The 15,504-nt window shown below is 31.4% G+C and carries 16 protein-coding genes; 2 read left to right on the forward strand and 14 right to left on the reverse strand.

Annotated elements, in window-relative coordinates; all coding sequences use genetic code 11:
* Nucleotides 1–174 precede the first annotated feature (174 nt).
* Complete coding sequence (locus DNC80_RS11310) at nt 175–1,638, forward strand: peptidoglycan endopeptidase (protein WP_182651319.1); 1,464 nt, start codon at nt 175–177, stop codon at nt 1,636–1,638.
* A 63-nt stretch (nt 1,639–1,701) separates the two neighbouring features.
* Here DNC80_RS11310 and DNC80_RS11315 read toward each other — a convergent pair whose 3' ends face one another.
* Nucleotides 1,702–2,211 (reverse strand): pyridoxamine 5'-phosphate oxidase family protein, encoded by a 510-nt coding sequence (locus DNC80_RS11315; RefSeq protein WP_182651320.1) that lies wholly within the window; start codon nt 2,209–2,211, stop codon nt 1,702–1,704.
* Nucleotides 2,212–2,746: 535 nt separating this feature from the next.
* A complete protein-coding gene (locus tag DNC80_RS11320) occupies nt 2,747–3,799 on the reverse strand; it encodes a glycosyltransferase family 9 protein (RefSeq protein WP_182651321.1) in 1,053 nt (350 codons plus the stop codon).
* 312 nt (nt 3,800–4,111) lie between these two features.
* Here DNC80_RS11320 and DNC80_RS11325 point away from each other — a divergent pair, with 312 nt between their 5' ends.
* Nucleotides 4,112–4,339 carry a CDGSH iron-sulfur domain-containing protein gene (locus DNC80_RS11325; protein ID WP_144889096.1) on the forward strand — a complete coding sequence of 76 codons (228 nt, stop codon included), beginning with the start codon at nt 4,112–4,114 and terminating at the stop codon, nt 4,337–4,339.
* A gap of 94 nt (nt 4,340–4,433) precedes the next feature.
* Here DNC80_RS11325 and DNC80_RS11330 read toward each other — a convergent pair whose 3' ends face one another.
* From DNC80_RS11330 to DNC80_RS11385, 12 genes are all read right to left on the reverse strand, one after another.
* On the reverse strand, nt 4,434–5,294 hold the full coding sequence (locus tag DNC80_RS11330) for an NAD(P)-dependent oxidoreductase (RefSeq protein ID WP_182651322.1): 861 nt from the start codon (nt 5,292–5,294) through the stop codon (nt 4,434–4,436).
* A gap of 149 nt (nt 5,295–5,443) precedes the next feature.
* Complete coding sequence (locus DNC80_RS11335) at nt 5,444–5,767, reverse strand: hypothetical protein (RefSeq protein ID WP_182651323.1); 324 nt, start codon at nt 5,765–5,767, stop codon at nt 5,444–5,446.
* 61 nt (nt 5,768–5,828) lie between these two features.
* Nucleotides 5,829–6,398 (reverse strand): hypothetical protein, encoded by a 570-nt coding sequence (locus DNC80_RS11340; protein ID WP_182651324.1) that lies wholly within the window; start codon nt 6,396–6,398, stop codon nt 5,829–5,831.
* A gap of 189 nt (nt 6,399–6,587) precedes the next feature.
* Nucleotides 6,588–7,304, reverse strand: a complete 717-nt coding sequence (locus tag DNC80_RS11345; RefSeq protein ID WP_182651325.1) for a DUF3667 domain-containing protein — start codon at nt 7,302–7,304, stop codon at nt 6,588–6,590.
* A 184-nt stretch (nt 7,305–7,488) separates the two neighbouring features.
* On the reverse strand, nt 7,489–8,181 hold the full coding sequence (locus DNC80_RS11350) for a DUF1003 domain-containing protein (RefSeq protein ID WP_182651326.1): 693 nt from the start codon (nt 8,179–8,181) through the stop codon (nt 7,489–7,491).
* A 336-nt stretch (nt 8,182–8,517) separates the two neighbouring features.
* Nucleotides 8,518–9,240, reverse strand: coding sequence for a hypothetical protein (locus tag DNC80_RS11355; RefSeq protein ID WP_182651327.1), 723 nt, complete (start codon nt 9,238–9,240; stop codon nt 8,518–8,520).
* Nucleotides 9,241–9,362: 122 nt separating this feature from the next.
* The gene (locus DNC80_RS11360; RefSeq protein ID WP_182651328.1) at nt 9,363–9,839 is read right to left on the reverse strand and encodes a hypothetical protein; all 477 of its coding nucleotides are present in this window, start codon (nt 9,837–9,839) and stop codon (nt 9,363–9,365) included.
* A gap of 213 nt (nt 9,840–10,052) precedes the next feature.
* On the reverse strand, nt 10,053–10,829 hold the full coding sequence (locus DNC80_RS11365; protein ID WP_182651329.1) for a CPBP family intramembrane glutamic endopeptidase: 777 nt from the start codon (nt 10,827–10,829) through the stop codon (nt 10,053–10,055).
* 444 nt (nt 10,830–11,273) lie between these two features.
* A complete protein-coding gene (locus DNC80_RS11370) occupies nt 11,274–11,873 on the reverse strand; it encodes a hypothetical protein (RefSeq protein WP_182651330.1) in 600 nt (199 codons plus the stop codon).
* 216 nt (nt 11,874–12,089) lie between these two features.
* Nucleotides 12,090–13,163: a serine hydrolase gene (locus DNC80_RS11375; protein WP_182651331.1), complete on the reverse strand. Its 1,074-nt coding sequence runs from the start codon at nt 13,161–13,163 to the stop codon at nt 12,090–12,092.
* A 185-nt stretch (nt 13,164–13,348) separates the two neighbouring features.
* Nucleotides 13,349–14,074: an SIMPL domain-containing protein gene (locus DNC80_RS11380; protein ID WP_182651332.1), complete on the reverse strand. Its 726-nt coding sequence runs from the start codon at nt 14,072–14,074 to the stop codon at nt 13,349–13,351.
* A 201-nt stretch (nt 14,075–14,275) separates the two neighbouring features.
* A complete protein-coding gene (locus DNC80_RS11385) occupies nt 14,276–15,190 on the reverse strand; it encodes a serine protease (RefSeq protein WP_182651333.1) in 915 nt (304 codons plus the stop codon).
* Nucleotides 15,191–15,504 lie beyond the last annotated feature (314 nt).

Here is a 15,504-nt window from a genome sequence, read left to right on the forward strand (position 1 = left end):
AATCCCAATCGCTAATATTTAGATTGGAAAAACTCTTTCAGACAAACAGATTAGGGTAATTGCATTTTTATATTGTTTAGAAATGAAAAGTTTTTTTACATCATTTTTTTAAGCAATTAGCTAAGAACCAAATCACGCTCTGTATGTTTTTTAAAGAGCAGCAAACAAATAAATATGAATTTACGATTACTAACAGCTTTATTTTTTCTAAATAGTATTGCTATTTTCTCGCAAGAGCGAGTCATAAAACATACTATTGTAAAAGGAGAAACCGTATCCAGTATTGCTGATAAATATGAAGTGAAGCAAAGTGAGATTATAAAGTTAAATCCAAGTGCAAGAAAATTATTAAAACTGAATTCGGTTTTAGTAATACCGCAAGAATCTAAGAATAAAAGTGCATCCAAAAGTAATTCGATCTTAAGTCAAAAAACAAAAGATCATGAAGTACAAGCCAAAGAAACGTTATACGGTATTGCAAAACAATACGGAATTGCATTTAAAGTACTTAAGGAATTGAATCCCACTCTCGGAGAATCTGAATTAAGAATAGGTCAAAAAATTAATATTCCTGAAAATGCATTTTTATCTAGTAAAATAGAATCGGATGTTGTAAATCGCACCGAAAGTGGTGAAAGCGAAGATCAAAATGAAGTTAAAAGCACTTTTACAAGAGCAGTTTTACCAAAAGAGACAAAGTATTCTATCACACGAAAATACGGTATTACAATCAAAGAATTTGACAAAGCAAATCCTGAAATAGGCGTAAAAGCATTGCGGGCGGGTCAAATGATAACAATCCCGGGCACAGAGGTTGTATCACAAAGTCAAACTATCCCTCTTGAAGAAACTAGTAAAACAATTGTTGCAGAAAGTCCCAAAAATGAAAATTTGGAAACAATACCAGCTACAAGTAGCGTAGTAGAAAAAGTAACAGATAATTCAGCTAGAATTATTCAGCCTAATACTGCTGCAGGAACATTAAATTCTAGTTCCCAATCTATAATAAGAGAGGTTTTACCTAAGGAAACTAAGTATGCTATAGCCAAACAATATGGTATCACTGTTCAAGAATTAGAGAAACAAAATCCTACAATAAAAAACGGACTTCTTGTAGGGGATAAACTTTCTATTCTTTCACAAATAACTTCAAATGCTGTACTTGAAACAGCTGGAGATATAAAAATAACTGATGCTGCAATAGAAAGTAAAAAAATTGACTTTAATACCTCCGTTAAACCATCATTTAATCACGATTTTTTAGACCAGTTGATTTCTAGAGCCTCAGAAAATATAGGAACTCGATACCGAAGCGGAGGCACCAGCAAAGAGGGCTTTGATTGTTCTGGATTGATGTGTTCCACTTTTGGTTCTTTTGACATAAAACTACCCCGAACTTCTAGAGAACAATCTGCGGTGGGCACTAAGATTAGTACAGATGAAGCTCAAAAAGGAGACTTAATTTTTTTTAAAACTAATGGTAGAGGCCAGATTAATCACGTAGGAATGGTTGTTGAGGTTTGTGAGGGAGAAATAAAATTTATCCATTCATCAACAAGTAACGGAGTAATCATATCTTCAACTAAGGAAAAGTATTATGAAAAAAACTTTTCCCAAATCAATAGAGTGCTACAATAATTCCCGTTAAAAATTAAAAATATTTATATTCAAAACGTTCCATAATTGGGGCGTTTTTTTGTTTTAAAGTTTAATTTCTCCTTCATTACCACTTACATAATTTGTTCCTGTTACAACGGATGCCGCCATTTTTAGAAAATTAATCATTTTATTTCCGTCAGTGTCCCAGAAATAAGCACTGCTTGGTTTTACTTTGATAAGCGAAATATTCGGGTCGTTTTTACCTTCTTTAAACCAAATATTTACAACAGGAGACCAAAGTTCTTCGATTTTTTCTTGATTTGTAACTATTGATGCTTCACCATTTACAACCATGTAACTTCCTTTTCCGGGATGTGCAAAAAATAATTGAACACTAGAATCTTGCTCAATTTCTTTGTTTTTATCACTATTTTTTTCGCTGAAGAACCAAATGTTTCCTTGCTCACATACGTGTACCGCTCCCATTGGTCTTGTGGTTGCTCCATCATTCGTATTGAGATTGGTGCAAAAAAGACAGGTGTTAATTTCTGCAACTAGGCTTTTAAGTTTATCTATTCCTTCTATTGTATGTTCGTTTGCTTGATCACTCATAATCCTAAGTTTTATTTAGACTGTTAGACTCTGTAAATTCTTTTACAAAGTTGGGATATAAAACAGTAAAAAGGATTATAGAATTCAGAGTAAAAGTTTCATTTTTCACGTATCCTAAATGTGGAATTGTTTGATTCCATCTGCGGGAACAATACTCTTTTTAAGTACTTTTGGACGGCTTTAGGAGATGCTGTTTAGTAAATGATCACTAGTGTTAAAATTTCAGAATTAGGGGTTTAAATGCCAAGTAAACTCCTTACGTTTGATCAGGATTGTGATTTCTGATAGCTTCAATACATTTTGTAAGCATCAAATAATCGATCCAGATCTTTAACTGAAACTGTCATGTGATCTAACAGCAGAGTTAAAGTTTCTGGATTTTACGATCAAATTGCTCCCATTCAAAGCAATGCAAATAGGATGGTCAGTAGAAATTTTGTTCTTAAGTCGGTACAACAAGGCTTAGTATTTTAATCGATGTACGGTTTCAATATTTCTACCTCTAATGATATTTTTATAAATAGGATGTGATTAATTATTGTTTAAGCAATACGTTATTTATTGTTTCAATCCAGTCTTTTGTGGTACCTATGTTTGTGTTGATTCCTATGCTGTTGTTGTGATAAGGCTTGTAGATATCAATGTTTGGTCTTGAAAACAACCCAACAGTAGGAGTTAAACCGGCGCTTGCTAAATGCATAATGCCACTATCAGCTCCTATAAAAAGTTTTGTATTTGCAACTACAGCAGCTATTTCTCTCACATCTTTGCTGTAAAATGAAGTTGCCTTAAAATTGATTTGTGACACATTTTCAACGGGTAAAATTTCTAAGATATTGTAATTAGAAAATTCTACTTTTAGACCCGCATAAAATTCCTCCCACCACGTTGTAGAGTAGCATTTGTCAGCCGTAGCGTAAGTAAAAATACAAATGGTTTCTTTGTCATTTGGTACTAAAGCATCAACAGCGCTCTTACCTTGTAGTAATTCCGCTGATGTCAGTTTGATGTCTAATGGAGGCAAAGCTGCATGATTCTCGGGGAAACCTAATTTGGTTAGAAAACTTCGGAATTCATAGATAGGAAACTTCGCAATATGATCGTAATCAGGGTATTTCATTCGGAGTATTTCATCTTCTTCTCCAAAAAATTTATATTTCGCATTTGCAAATTGTGCTGATAACCTACCAGAAGAGGAGTTTTTATCGACATTTATTACAATATCATATTTCTCACTTTTGATTTTCACCCATACTTTAAAATAAGCAACAAGATCTTTAAAAGGTTTTTTGGGTAATTCTATAATGTTATTAATGTTGTCATAGTTTTGAAAAACAATTGGTGCCAAGCCACCCTTTACAAACAAATCTATTTTACAATTTGGAAAAGTGTTGGTAACATCCTGAACAAGCGGAGTAATAAGTAGTAAGTTCCCAAGCCTGTGATTGGGTCTAGAAATTAAAACTTTTTTAATTGTTATTTTTTGAGAAGGATCTATTGCGAAGTTGCTAGCTGAGTTGCCAATATTTTTTGTAAGTCCACGAGTTATAGCTCGGCGCAGCACATTGATTTTTGTTAGAAGGCTCATGTTATATATGAAATGTTATACTGTTCTATTTTGGACAAATGTACAATTTACTTGTTTACATTGTTTTTTTGAGTAAAAAAAGTATTATTTGGAATTGGTTCAAAACTTTAAAATGCTTAACAGCCTGTGAGTTTTGTGTTGTTTTTCTCTGATTGAAATTGATTTTTGCTGCTAAAAAAAACACACTTTTCATGAAGTACAACAAAATAGAATTAATGTAAATAACCCTATTCAATAATAAAATACTACTCTATCTTGAACAGGTTCTAAAATATTTTGCAATCTTTGATTTCTAAAAAAAAATACAGCAATATGAGCAAGACAAAATTAACAATCAATAAGAATGGTTCTATAAAAATAGAAGGTGATTTTGAAATTACAGACTGTGAAGGAAAAACATACGGATTAGAAGGAAGAACCGCATTAGGGCTTTGCCGTTGTGGTTTATCTGCCAACAAACCCTTTTGTGATGGTGCACACCGCAATAGTTTTGAGCATGAGCCTGCTGCGTTTGACTTGCCACCGATGAAAACAAAGTAATATCGTTTTCTGATTCGAGTAAACAAGAAAAGCTACATCTTACTGGGTGAAGCTTTTCTTGTTTTTGTGAGTATTTAATAGAATTAATTCACTATCACTTACTTTTCAAACTACTAATAATCGCCATTACATCTTGCTCGCCTAGTCCTTCTTTTTCGGCTGCAGCGTAACTATCATACAATGGATGAATGAGTGGTGAATCTAATCCCGCAGCTTTGGCCAAGCCTAAATCTTTAACCAAGTGTTTTAAGGCAAATGCAGCTGGATACGAATCGCTTAAAATAGAAGGAGTTTTGATATTTGTGATGCCGTTACCACAAGCGCCTTGATTGATAATGTTAAGCATGTCTTCTTTGCTCACGCCATTTTTCTCGGCAAATAATACGGTCTCTGCAATACCTTGTAAGTTGAGGCCAAGTAAATAATTGATGGCTAATTTAGCCGAACTTGCTACGCCTGGTTCGCCTACATGAATGGCAATTTTACCCAAAACATCAAATATCGGTTTTACTTTTTCGAAATTTTCTGAAGTAGCACCCACCAAAATTACTAGTGTGCCATCTTGCGCTGGTTTTACACTTCCGGAAACGGGAGCATCTATAAATGCTACTTGATGTTGGTTGCAAATGGTATTTAAATAGCGAGAAGTTTCGGGAGAAACGGTGCTCATATTGATGATGGTTTTCCCAGAATTAGCTTTCGATAACAAACCGCTCGGATCTTCAAAAACTTCTTTTACAGCTGCGTCATTAGATAACATAGTTAACACCACGTCACAGGTTGCCATAAGTTCTTGTAAACTGTCCGCCGATTTTGCGCCTGCAGCCAGTAATGGAGTTTCTTTTTCTTTGGTTCTGTTAAAAACGGATACATTAAAACCCGCTTTAAGTAGGTTAAGCACCATTGGGTTACCCATGTTGCCCAAACCGACCCATCCTAATTGTATATTTTTCATAATGTTCTAGTTCAAAAAATGATTTGTTTTCTTTTTGGTTTTAAATGCATACTTGCAAAAGGAAAACAACACTAAAGTACGGTTTAATTTTGGTAAATAAACCATCTTACCGATAGCACATTTGTAAGGGAGAAGTTTTGCTTTTAAACTTATAAATAACTCGTAAGCCTAGTAAGTAAGAATCCTATGCCAACTCCAATTAAAGCCGCAAAAATCCTCTGTTTGAAACTAATTTTAGCAGATTGTTCTTCAAGCAAGAGATCATTTTCCATCAATTGCATTTTCATATTTCCTAGAAAGTATCTGACTTTTAAAACCAGATCTCTGTCCTGTAATTTTATAGCGTGGTCAGCGCCTGAAAAAGAAAATTTACTCGAAATATTCTTTCCGTTGAGTAGTACTTTTTCCACTCCAAAAATGGTATTAAAGAATTCTATGGTATTGTTTTCAATAGTAAATTCAGCATGTTTCATTATATTTTAATTGAGTAGTGTTATGCAATTTGGCGTTATGATTTTAGTTTTTACGAATGAATTACAGAGTAGCTTTACGCCAATTGTACAATAACAATCGTCTTCGATCATCGATATCATTTACTCTTACCTCAGTAACGTCTTCTATTTTAAAGAGCGAAGTTCCTAGATCTTCTCCGTTTTTTGCTACACAATTCAGAATAAAATCTTGGTCAGAAAGGTCTTTAACAAAACCAGTGAAAAACTCATTTCCGTTGATTTCAAAACTCGCCATTTGATCCTGATTGTTATACAATTGTAAAATAGCACTAAACTGCCAGTTTTCGGATTGATTCAAGTTAATAGCAAAGTTGGATGGCTTGTCAATAATATCAGAATATTGGATGAGGCATTCCATAACCTTGATGTAATCATCATTAAAGTCAACATTTTTAATGTTTTCTACTTTTATAAAAATAATTCCATCAGGTTTACCAAAACGGGTGTAATGTCTAAACCCAATATACTCGTCATTAATTTCAGTGATGTACCCTACAAGGGAACCTTTATCAGAATTGTATTGCCAGATGGCAATTATTTCTTTGTTTTCCTTAGATTTTTGTAATATCGACTGTAAAATGCTGGTACTCATCTGGGGAGATTTCTTTTTTGTTTGAAATAATTTTTTTAAAAATAGAATCATGATGGTTGGCTTGGTTAATCTATTTTATAAAATATGTGTTAACCGTTTTTCTCTTTAAAAACGATTTGGATTGTGTTTTGTAAGTATGATACTATTTTATTCGCTAGAACTAATTGTAAATTTTTTAAGTTGCTTTTTTTAGCTTTTGTTCACCAAATCAATTAAAGTACCTATTACTACAGGTATAATCCAAAAAGATATCATACCTAAGAGGTAAGCACTCAATGCCTTGATATAGCTCATAACTTTACCTTTATTAAAAAAATGTCCTATTGCCCAGGAGCAATATAATATACTTACGGCACCTGCAAATGTCATAATTTTGAAATGTGTTACACCTTCTATGAATACAAAAACCGAAAGAATTAGCATTCCCATTCCCATCACAAAACATAGCATTATCAAAATTTCATAGAAGTTATAGCTGGACTTTTTAAAAAATATTTTCAACCACATTGCTATTAATACTCCAATCAATATGTTTGTATATCCATAATGTCCTTGCAACCATTTTACAATTATGCTTGTTGTATCATTTTGTACGCCTTGGTATTTTACATATCCATCCTCAAGGTTGAAAAAGTTATTTAGAATGGTGTAAATTAAAGAAGTGACAATTATAAATATCACTGGTTTCACAAGGCGAGTTCTATTTTGTGTGAAATAATCTCGGATGTTTTTTCCAGGATTAATTAATAACTCTTTAATGGTAAATAAAATTCCCCGTTCAAAATGTAAAACGTGTTCTATTTCATGAATTATGTAGTGTCCGTTAATTCTTTTTAGCTCAGCTGGCTGTCCGCATTCTGGACAATACTTTGAGGTTAATTCTTGATTACAATTGTTACAATTCATGTTTATAGATTCTTAATTATTTTGCATGTAGGTTAATAGCTATCTCGGTTGGTTCAAAGGGTAAGTGAATTTAATCGTAAATATAATTGATTTTAACTACAAAATAAGAACAAGTATCATTATGAATATGTTTTGTTTTTAGGTACTAGCTGGTCATTTGAAATTTATGCTGTGGTATTTAATTTTATTTCTTTTTGAGTTCTTTCATTAAATCTTCTAGATAGTCTGTTTGAATTTCTTGAATTTCAAGTAGTTTTTTGTTTTGATGGGCTAACAAATGATCAATTTTTTCACTTAAAAGTTTTATTTCAAGTTCGGCTTTTAAATTGATTTTATAATCATGTTCACTTCTTTGTCTGTCTTTTTGTTCTTGTCGGTTTTGGCTCATCATAATAATAGGAGCTTGGATAGCTGCTAAACAAGAAAGAATAAGGTTAAGCAATATAAAGGGGAATGGGTCAAAGGGTTTTGTGGTTAAAAACCAAATATTAATGATCATCCAAATTAAAATAAAAGAAAAAAAAGTGATGATAAACATCCAACTACCACCAAATGAAGCAACATTATCAGCAAGTTTTTGTCCGAAAGTGAGTTCAGCCTCTATTTCATCTTGAATATTTTCAGAAAGAATGGAGTTGTTTTTTATGGCCTCCATTACATCTTGATCAATGGCCGCAATTTCTCCTTTTTCCAGAATGATTAAGGAGGTTAAATAAAGGCGTCTGTATTGATTCAATTCGTCAATAGTAATATAATCGTCTTGTTTTAAGTCGGGAAAGGTTGATTTGATTAAATTGAAAATACCTTCTCTTATATCCCAACATTTTACCTCTTCACCCTTTTGAATTTCTTTTTTACTGATGTAGCTTGTTTTCATTTAGGTTTTATGTTTTTTAATACTATCTAACTTTGTTCTTTTGCTAAAGAATTAATTTCAGAAGCACTTTTCAAAACTTATTATCATTGTCAGTTTGCTTTAAAAACGCTGTATGTTTACCGTAAATATAGTTGTTCTAAATTACAAAACCGTAATGTATTCTAATCTTATAGTTTGCTTTTGAATCTAATAAAAAATAGAACAGTAAGCCTTTCAAAGCGCGCTGTCTATTCAATAAAGCACGTTTTATCATTGCTATATTGAGGTTCTTATTGATAAAACCGTAGCTTTTTTTAAAACAAAAACTTGTACAGAAGCTTGGTCTATTATAAGTGATTATCTCTTTTTTAAGACTCCTATTTCTGACTCAAACGACATCGGACCTTCACTGTGTTTTACCTTAAAATGGTATTCGGTATGCATACTCAGCATCAAACCGTATTGTTCGTTCATTTGTCTGAATACGTAAAAAGAAAGTATTTTTTGTTCTTTATCATAGTTCCAACTTCCAACTTCTGTGGTCATATAATCTTTTGTTTGTTTCGAAAGATAGCCGTTGTACCGTTTTAAATCATTACCCAATCTAATGGTGCGAAAATTATCAGCAGTAGTTAGCGTGTAAGACCCTACAAACTGCTCCAACTGTTCCATTCTGGCATCGTAGTAAACACCGGCTTCACAATTTAGATTTAACACTAAATCAGTGTTAAGTGCTATGTTTTTTAAATTTTCAAACTCCGAAGCATTTACAATTTCCAATACCTTGATGCGCTGTACGCAACTGTTTGGATTAGTTGTTTCTTGCGTTATGTCTGTTGCAAAGACCAAAACGGGACTTTTTAATTTCTTGATTGCTTCAATGGCTATTTTAAAACGGAACCCTCTATCCTTCCCAAAGGGTATAAAATTTTTAGGATCAAATTGCTTTCCCTCTTCGGTCCAATAAATTTTACCTGTTTCTGGTAAGCCGTAATATTCGACTTTCCCAAATAACTCAAGGTTTTGGGAAAATCCCTTCGATGAAACAATAAGTAGTAAAAGGAAAGCTATTTTTTTCATTTTTTAGGGATTTAAGTGTGTTTTATAATGTTAGTTTTTTTAGGTAGTAGCCGTTACAAAACCTACATATTTTTTTAAAAGTACGTGTGGAGCTCCATCTAGTCGAGGGAATTTCTTTATTTTTACAACACTCTATTTTCGATTTCAGCTTTACGATCTAAATTACTACCTTTTAACTGCCCAACTGCTATACCAAAGAGCATACCTACTGATAAACCTAGTGCTAATTTCCCTAATGCAACACCAATAGCTATTCCGAAAGATATTCCCAAAAGCATGCTTTTACTGGTATAACTTTTTTTGAATTTACCTTTTTTAACATAATTGAAGTTCTCTTCTACAAAGGTTTGTAAATTGGTTATGTCATTCAAATTTTTTGTTTGGTAGCGCACTTTTTGTTCCGTTGTCTTATGTTGTATGCCATTAATCACCTGTTCCATTTTTGTGCGAAGCACTTCACTATCAGGAATATGATTGTCTTCAATTTTTACCAGTAGATTTTTTAAATAATCAAAACTAATATGAGCTTTCTCTTGAGTAGTATAATTTTCAGTTTTTTCGTTTAAAACCTCTTGCATTTTTTGCGTCCAATTTTTCATAACTTTTTTTGTTTGTGATTATCTATTTTTAATTGATTGTAATGTTGTAATGCTTTTATCTTTTTGACTTAACAGCTGGCGCGAGCGTCACGCTCGTGAACATAATTAATATTTTCAATATTTAAAAAAAATAATGATTGGTATAAAGTGAAATCATGTTAATCCACGACCAATTACTTGTTAGACGCACGCCCTAGCTAGGTTTCTGCTTATTTAAAGTTGATCTTCTACAATTAAAATAGTTTTTTCATTCATATCTCTTAATAGCTTTCTGACCAAAAATGAAAGAGCTATTGTAGCAATTGGAATACTAATTACACTTAAAATTGTAACTGAATGAATATCTAAAAAACTAAAATATAAGTACGATTGAATTAAGATTATAAAATTTGCAAAAAAATGTAATGTTATAGTATTTCCAATGCTTCTTGTTTTATAAAATATCCAGCCAAAAAATAGGCCTAATATAATTGCTCCCCAAATTTGAAATGGATTTGCATGGATAATTCCAAAGAAAATAGCAGAGAAAATTATAGCCTTCTTGGGGGAATATGTTAATAAAAACCCTTTCAAAACCATTCCTTTGAAAATTATTTCCTCAAATATTGACCCCAAAAAAATAGCACCTATAGTTGTTAAAAATGCATCCAAAGGGTTTGTTAATATTAAGTTTTGTCCTAATGCTAATTTTATTAAATGATTAAAAGGCTTGGTGAAACCAATTTGAAAAATTACGATGATTAAAATCATTAGAGGTATTTGCCTTTCTGACTTTAATTTCAAATTTAACTCTACTTTTACTTTTCTTTTAAAATTGAATAAAAATGTTAACCCAATGAAACTAACAATAAATGCTATGAACATTAATATTTGCGAAATTTCTAAAGACAGCAAATCCTGAATTAAAATAAATGGAGTGGCTAGAAATAATGATATTACAAATAAAAGTAGAAAATGTTTTATTTTATTAGGATATAATTTTTTTTGCATAATTAGCTTAATTTAGGATTTTCGTTTAAATAAGTATATTGCTGCACAGTTGGCGTAAATGTTTAGCTCGTGAACACAAATACTATTTCAATATTTAAAAAAAAGCTAATGACCGGTATAAACTAAAATCATTCTAATCCGTTGAAACCATCAAGAGCGGGACGATTAAGCTAGCGCGTGAAACCCTAGGCTTTTATAGATTTCTTCTTTTTTTCTCCTTTTCGTACTTTTGATACTTATTTAACAAAATTAGATAAGGGATTACAGTTCCACCCATCATAATTGCAATAGTAGAATTTCCTTTCGAAATTATTGTATACACAGCAATACCGATAAGAAAAAGCATAAATATCATATATAGTATTAGTATGATTTTTAAATTTTTATAAGTCTTGTTAATTTCGACATCTGTTTTGTCAAGTAGTTTATTTTGCATTGGTTAATTTATTTTGTTGTTTTTCTTATTATTTCAATTTCTTCAATTGATGCAATTGGAGCAATCTTTATATTTTTATTAGTTTTCGTCGTATAAAAACAATATTGACTATTTGAACCAATCAGAAAAACCTCTTTGCTTTCACCTGAATTAAATTTAAATATTCTGTTATACTCAATTTTTCCTGTTTTAATTTTGTTCTCAATAGTATGACCTTTTCCCCAACCAATTCCTAAAAAAAATGAAAGTAAGCTAATAGCAACAAAAATATAGATTCGATTTCTTATGTGAGCTTTTATTTCTTTTTCAGATAAAGTATTATCTTTTAAATAAACTATTTTTTGGATAATTTTTTTATCGTAAAATTTATGAAGTATAAAATTTAGACATACTAACAAAATAATAATTGTAATTACTGCGATTGTGAGCCCTAGGCTAGATGTTAAATCTGAAATTGGTCCTATCAAAGTATCAATGATCGAAGAATAATTTAAATAATTAATTCCCAATTGATTATAACACAAACTTTCTTTAAGAATTCCAAGGATTATTAGATATAAATATCCAAGTGGAAGAAACTGTAAAATCTTTTCTAAATTTCGAATCATTTTGTACCGGTTAGTTTTTTTATGTTACAATTTTAAAGAATTTATCCTAAAAAAATGCAGTAGGCTCTTGAATTCTCCAGCTGGCGCATGCGTCTCACTCATGAAAACTTTTAGATCACAAAATTTGAAGACTGATACAAACTAAAATCATAGTAAGCCGTTAAGACCTTCAAGAGCGGGACGCCCGCACAAGCGGTGGGCAGTTGCTAGTTATTGTTATTTTTGCTCCGCTAAATATAAATTCGCAATTTCTTCAATAAAATTTTCAGGACGTGAACCCACTAAATTTGTCAAAATCACTACAGAGATATTATCTTTTGGATAAATGTATAAAGCATTTCTATTGCCACCTAATGAAGCAATTACAGGATTTTTTTCTCTTGAAGAGGAATAAAAACCAATCGAACTCTGATTCAGAAAACCGTTTTCTTGATGTATTTCTCCGTTCTCTAATCGTATAGGGGTACAAAGAGTCTTTACATTTTCGGCATTAATTAATTGATTACTTTGTAATGCCATTACCCATTGTGCTATTTCTGTTGCCGTTGAATAGATTCCGCCAGCTGGATACAAATTTGAAGGTATGGGTTGATACACATTAGTTAGCATGTTATTTCTAAAATACGAGTAGGGCTTTGCAGAGTGCTTAATTATGTTGTAAAAATCGCCTACACCAGCTTTGGTGGAATTCTTCATTCCCGCTTTTTTATACTGGTTTTCTGAAATGAATTTTTCAAATGACTGTCCACTTATTTTTTCAATAAGCATTCCAAGCAGTAGGTAATTTGCTTGACAGTCTCTAAACTCTTTACCAGGTTTAAAAACAAGAGGTAATTCTTTTATTTTTTGAAATAAAGTCTCACTATTTTCAGATAACATATTTCCTTGTGAATCCCAAATTTCAGGAAGTCCCGATTGATGTGTAACTATTTGTTTTACTGTAATATTTTGCCAACTTTTAGGCAGCTTATCCAAATATTTTGAAATAGGCTCGTCAAGATTTAATTTACCATTTTCGACTAATTGCATAATAGCTACTCCTGTAAATGCTTTAGTCATGGAATTAATACTAAAAATAGTTTGGCTATCAACTGCAATCGAATCTTCAACGGATGCTAAGCCGTAGTGACTTGTTTTAATAATGGCATTATCTTTAATTACCGCTAATTGCAAACCAACAATTTTATTTTTTTGCATTAGGTTTTTTATTGCATCATCAGCTTTATTAACTTGTGAATAAGTAAAATTACTAACAGCAAAAAAGGCAAGTAAGAGCATTGTTTTTTTCATATTTTCTATATTTTGTTTGATTGAATTGTTAGGTTTTTGTCACTGTTGGCGCTAGCGTTACGCTCGTGAACACAAATACTATTTCAATATTTTAAAAAATTTAATGACTGGTACTAACTAAAATCATAGTAATTAGTTAGGACCATCACCAACGGTAAGGTCGCGCTAGCAGGTGAGATTGCTTTTTATTTTTTTACTATTTCGTAAACGATAGTTATGTTTTCCTCTAATTCTATTTCTTCAACTTCAAATTTGTCAAAGGAAGTTTTTGGATTTGGAGCGGAAGCCGCCATTGTTTTATCAAACTTCATTTCAGATACTTTTTCCGATGCTGTGAAATAATCTCGTGGACTAAATTTCGAAACCTGTTTTACATTATTAATTGTAACGTTTAATGTATTTGCAACGTTTTCTGCATAACTTTTTGCATCTGCAATTGCAATTTGAACTAACTTTTGTCTAACTCTATTTTCTAATTCTGCAGAAATTTTAGTTTCAAATTCTACGTCTAAATCTTTGATGTTTTCGATTTGAATTTCTTGATAAAATGCTTCAATAACTTTATTGTTCAAAGGAAAATCAATTGACAATGTATTTGTAGCAGAATATTCTTTTTTATTGTCATCATTTTGATTACTTGACACTTTATAATCTGAAATTTTAATATTTTTTTCTGTAAAGCCTATTTTAAAAAGTACTTTCTGCAACTTGTCAATTTCTTCATTTAGTTCTTTGATTGCATTTTTTTCAACCTGATTTTCTTTTTCAATAGTTACTCTTAAATACGCTAAATCAGGCTTCACTTTTGTTTTTGAACTTCCTTGTGCCATTATTTCATTACCACTATTTGTTTGTGAAAATGTAGAAATGGAACAAATAGAAAAAACGAGGATTACAATTATTTTTTTCATCATTATTTTATTTATAGTTGAATTCTTTTTAGTTAAATCGAAAGCCAACCTTAAGGTGACCTGTCAGTTGGCGAGAGCGCCCCGTTCGTGAATACAAATACTATCTCAATGTTTAATAAAAACTATTGACTGGTACAAACTAAAATCATAGTAATCCGTTAACACCCATCACGAGTGAAACGCTTGCCCTAGCAGGGGTAGTTATTTTTTAGATTCCAACATTTTTTTCAATAGAGGTTTAAAAGCAAGAAGTTCTTCTGATTTTATAATTACAGCGATATTCATTGGAACAAATGTGGATGTTTGAATTGTAGGGTTATTGGGTGGTAATATTAACTGTCCGCCTGCCATGTAGTCGATTGATTGAACATTAATGCCTAATAATGATAATCTACTTCCAATATTAATTCCTCCTTTTTTTGTCGAATATGATCCTTCATTAAATAAAACTATAGGTGATCCACTAGAACCTGAAAATATTGGAATATCTAAAAGAAACTCTTTTTTTCCATTATAGTCTATATATATTGGAGTAGCAGTTATTCCTTTTCGCACCACTGGAAGGTTATTTACCTTATCCCAAAAACCTTTTGGATAACCAACCATTAGTACTTCTTCAATAGCAGTTATATCTTCTAGTAATTTATCGTTAGGTATTAAATTTTCTTCATAATATACAAGTGAAATGTCTTTTTTTGTTTGCCTCTTAATATTATCAATTATACCTGCAATTGGTAAAATTGCTAAATCAACATTCGGATGTTTAATCCAACTATTTTTAAAATCTGAAATAGTTTGAGTTATGATATTACCATATTTTGGACCTTTATCTCCTAACTCTGTAAAATTTAATATTCCAATATTTGAACCTTTAATTACGTGATGATTTGTAATAATTACTGGTATTCTGTTACCTTCAATTAAAAATTCAAAAAAAAATCCTGTACCTGTTGATGTGAAATCTTGTTTTTGATTATTAATAATTGTGTCTCCTGTACATTCTATTCGAATTGTACTATTTATTATCATTTCAGATGTTGATATATTATTTTCTTGTGACATACTATAATTAGTTGAAATTAATAATGCTAAAATTAATAGAGTATTTTTTTTCATATTTTTTGGGATAATTACACATAACTTTTAGCTTTATCTCGCAAAATCAAACACAGCTCCCTCAAATTAGATCACTTGCTTTGATGTTAGCCACATTTATCTGTCTTCAAATATAGGAATAATAGTAGTACAAAACTGACTAGGTGTTTTATTAATTGCAAGCTTTTCGTACTTAAAAACTTGATGCTGTTCTTCTCTTTTTCGAGATTAAACTTGAAACGGAGGATTTTGCATGAAGGATAGCAGCGGCATCCTTTATTTTCTTTCTTTAAGAAAATAAAGACAAAGCGCATAGCCTGACGCAGCTGTAGCCG

The sequence above is a fragment of the Flavobacterium sp. SOK18b genome (assembly GCF_014156605.1).
Lineage (GTDB): Bacteria > Bacteroidota > Bacteroidia > Flavobacteriales > Flavobacteriaceae > Flavobacterium > Flavobacterium tiangeerense.

What these genes read in the sequence shown, in the direction of transcription:
- DNC80_RS11310 (WP_182651319.1), top strand. Translation starts at nt 175, where the DNA reads ATGAATTTACGATTACTAACAGCTTTATTTTTTCTAAATAGTATTGCT.
- DNC80_RS11315 (WP_182651320.1), bottom strand. Translation starts at nt 2,211, where the DNA reads ATGAGTGATCAAGCAAACGAACATACAATAGAAGGAATAGATAAACTT.
- DNC80_RS11320 (WP_182651321.1), bottom strand. Translation starts at nt 3,799, where the DNA reads ATGAGCCTTCTAACAAAAATCAATGTGCTGCGCCGAGCTATAACTCGT.
- DNC80_RS11325 (WP_144889096.1), top strand. Translation starts at nt 4,112, where the DNA reads ATGAGCAAGACAAAATTAACAATCAATAAGAATGGTTCTATAAAAATA.
- DNC80_RS11330 (WP_182651322.1), bottom strand. Translation starts at nt 5,294, where the DNA reads ATGAAAAATATACAATTAGGATGGGTCGGTTTGGGCAACATGGGTAAC.
- DNC80_RS11335 (WP_182651323.1), bottom strand. Translation starts at nt 5,767, where the DNA reads ATGAAACATGCTGAATTTACTATTGAAAACAATACCATAGAATTCTTT.
- DNC80_RS11340 (WP_182651324.1), bottom strand. Translation starts at nt 6,398, where the DNA reads ATGAGTACCAGCATTTTACAGTCGATATTACAAAAATCTAAGGAAAAC.
- DNC80_RS11345 (WP_182651325.1), bottom strand. Translation starts at nt 7,304, where the DNA reads ATGAATTGTAACAATTGTAATCAAGAATTAACCTCAAAGTATTGTCCA.
- DNC80_RS11350 (WP_182651326.1), bottom strand. Translation starts at nt 8,181, where the DNA reads ATGAAAACAAGCTACATCAGTAAAAAAGAAATTCAAAAGGGTGAAGAG.
- DNC80_RS11355 (WP_182651327.1), bottom strand. Translation starts at nt 9,240, where the DNA reads ATGAAAAAAATAGCTTTCCTTTTACTACTTATTGTTTCATCGAAGGGA.
- DNC80_RS11360 (WP_182651328.1), bottom strand. Translation starts at nt 9,839, where the DNA reads ATGAAAAATTGGACGCAAAAAATGCAAGAGGTTTTAAACGAAAAAACT.
- DNC80_RS11365 (WP_182651329.1), bottom strand. Translation starts at nt 10,829, where the DNA reads ATGCAAAAAAAATTATATCCTAATAAAATAAAACATTTTCTACTTTTA.
- DNC80_RS11370 (WP_182651330.1), bottom strand. Translation starts at nt 11,873, where the DNA reads ATGATTCGAAATTTAGAAAAGATTTTACAGTTTCTTCCACTTGGATAT.
- DNC80_RS11375 (WP_182651331.1), bottom strand. Translation starts at nt 13,163, where the DNA reads ATGAAAAAAACAATGCTCTTACTTGCCTTTTTTGCTGTTAGTAATTTT.
- DNC80_RS11380 (WP_182651332.1), bottom strand. Translation starts at nt 14,074, where the DNA reads ATGAAAAAAATAATTGTAATCCTCGTTTTTTCTATTTGTTCCATTTCT.
- DNC80_RS11385 (WP_182651333.1), bottom strand. Translation starts at nt 15,190, where the DNA reads ATGAAAAAAAATACTCTATTAATTTTAGCATTATTAATTTCAACTAAT.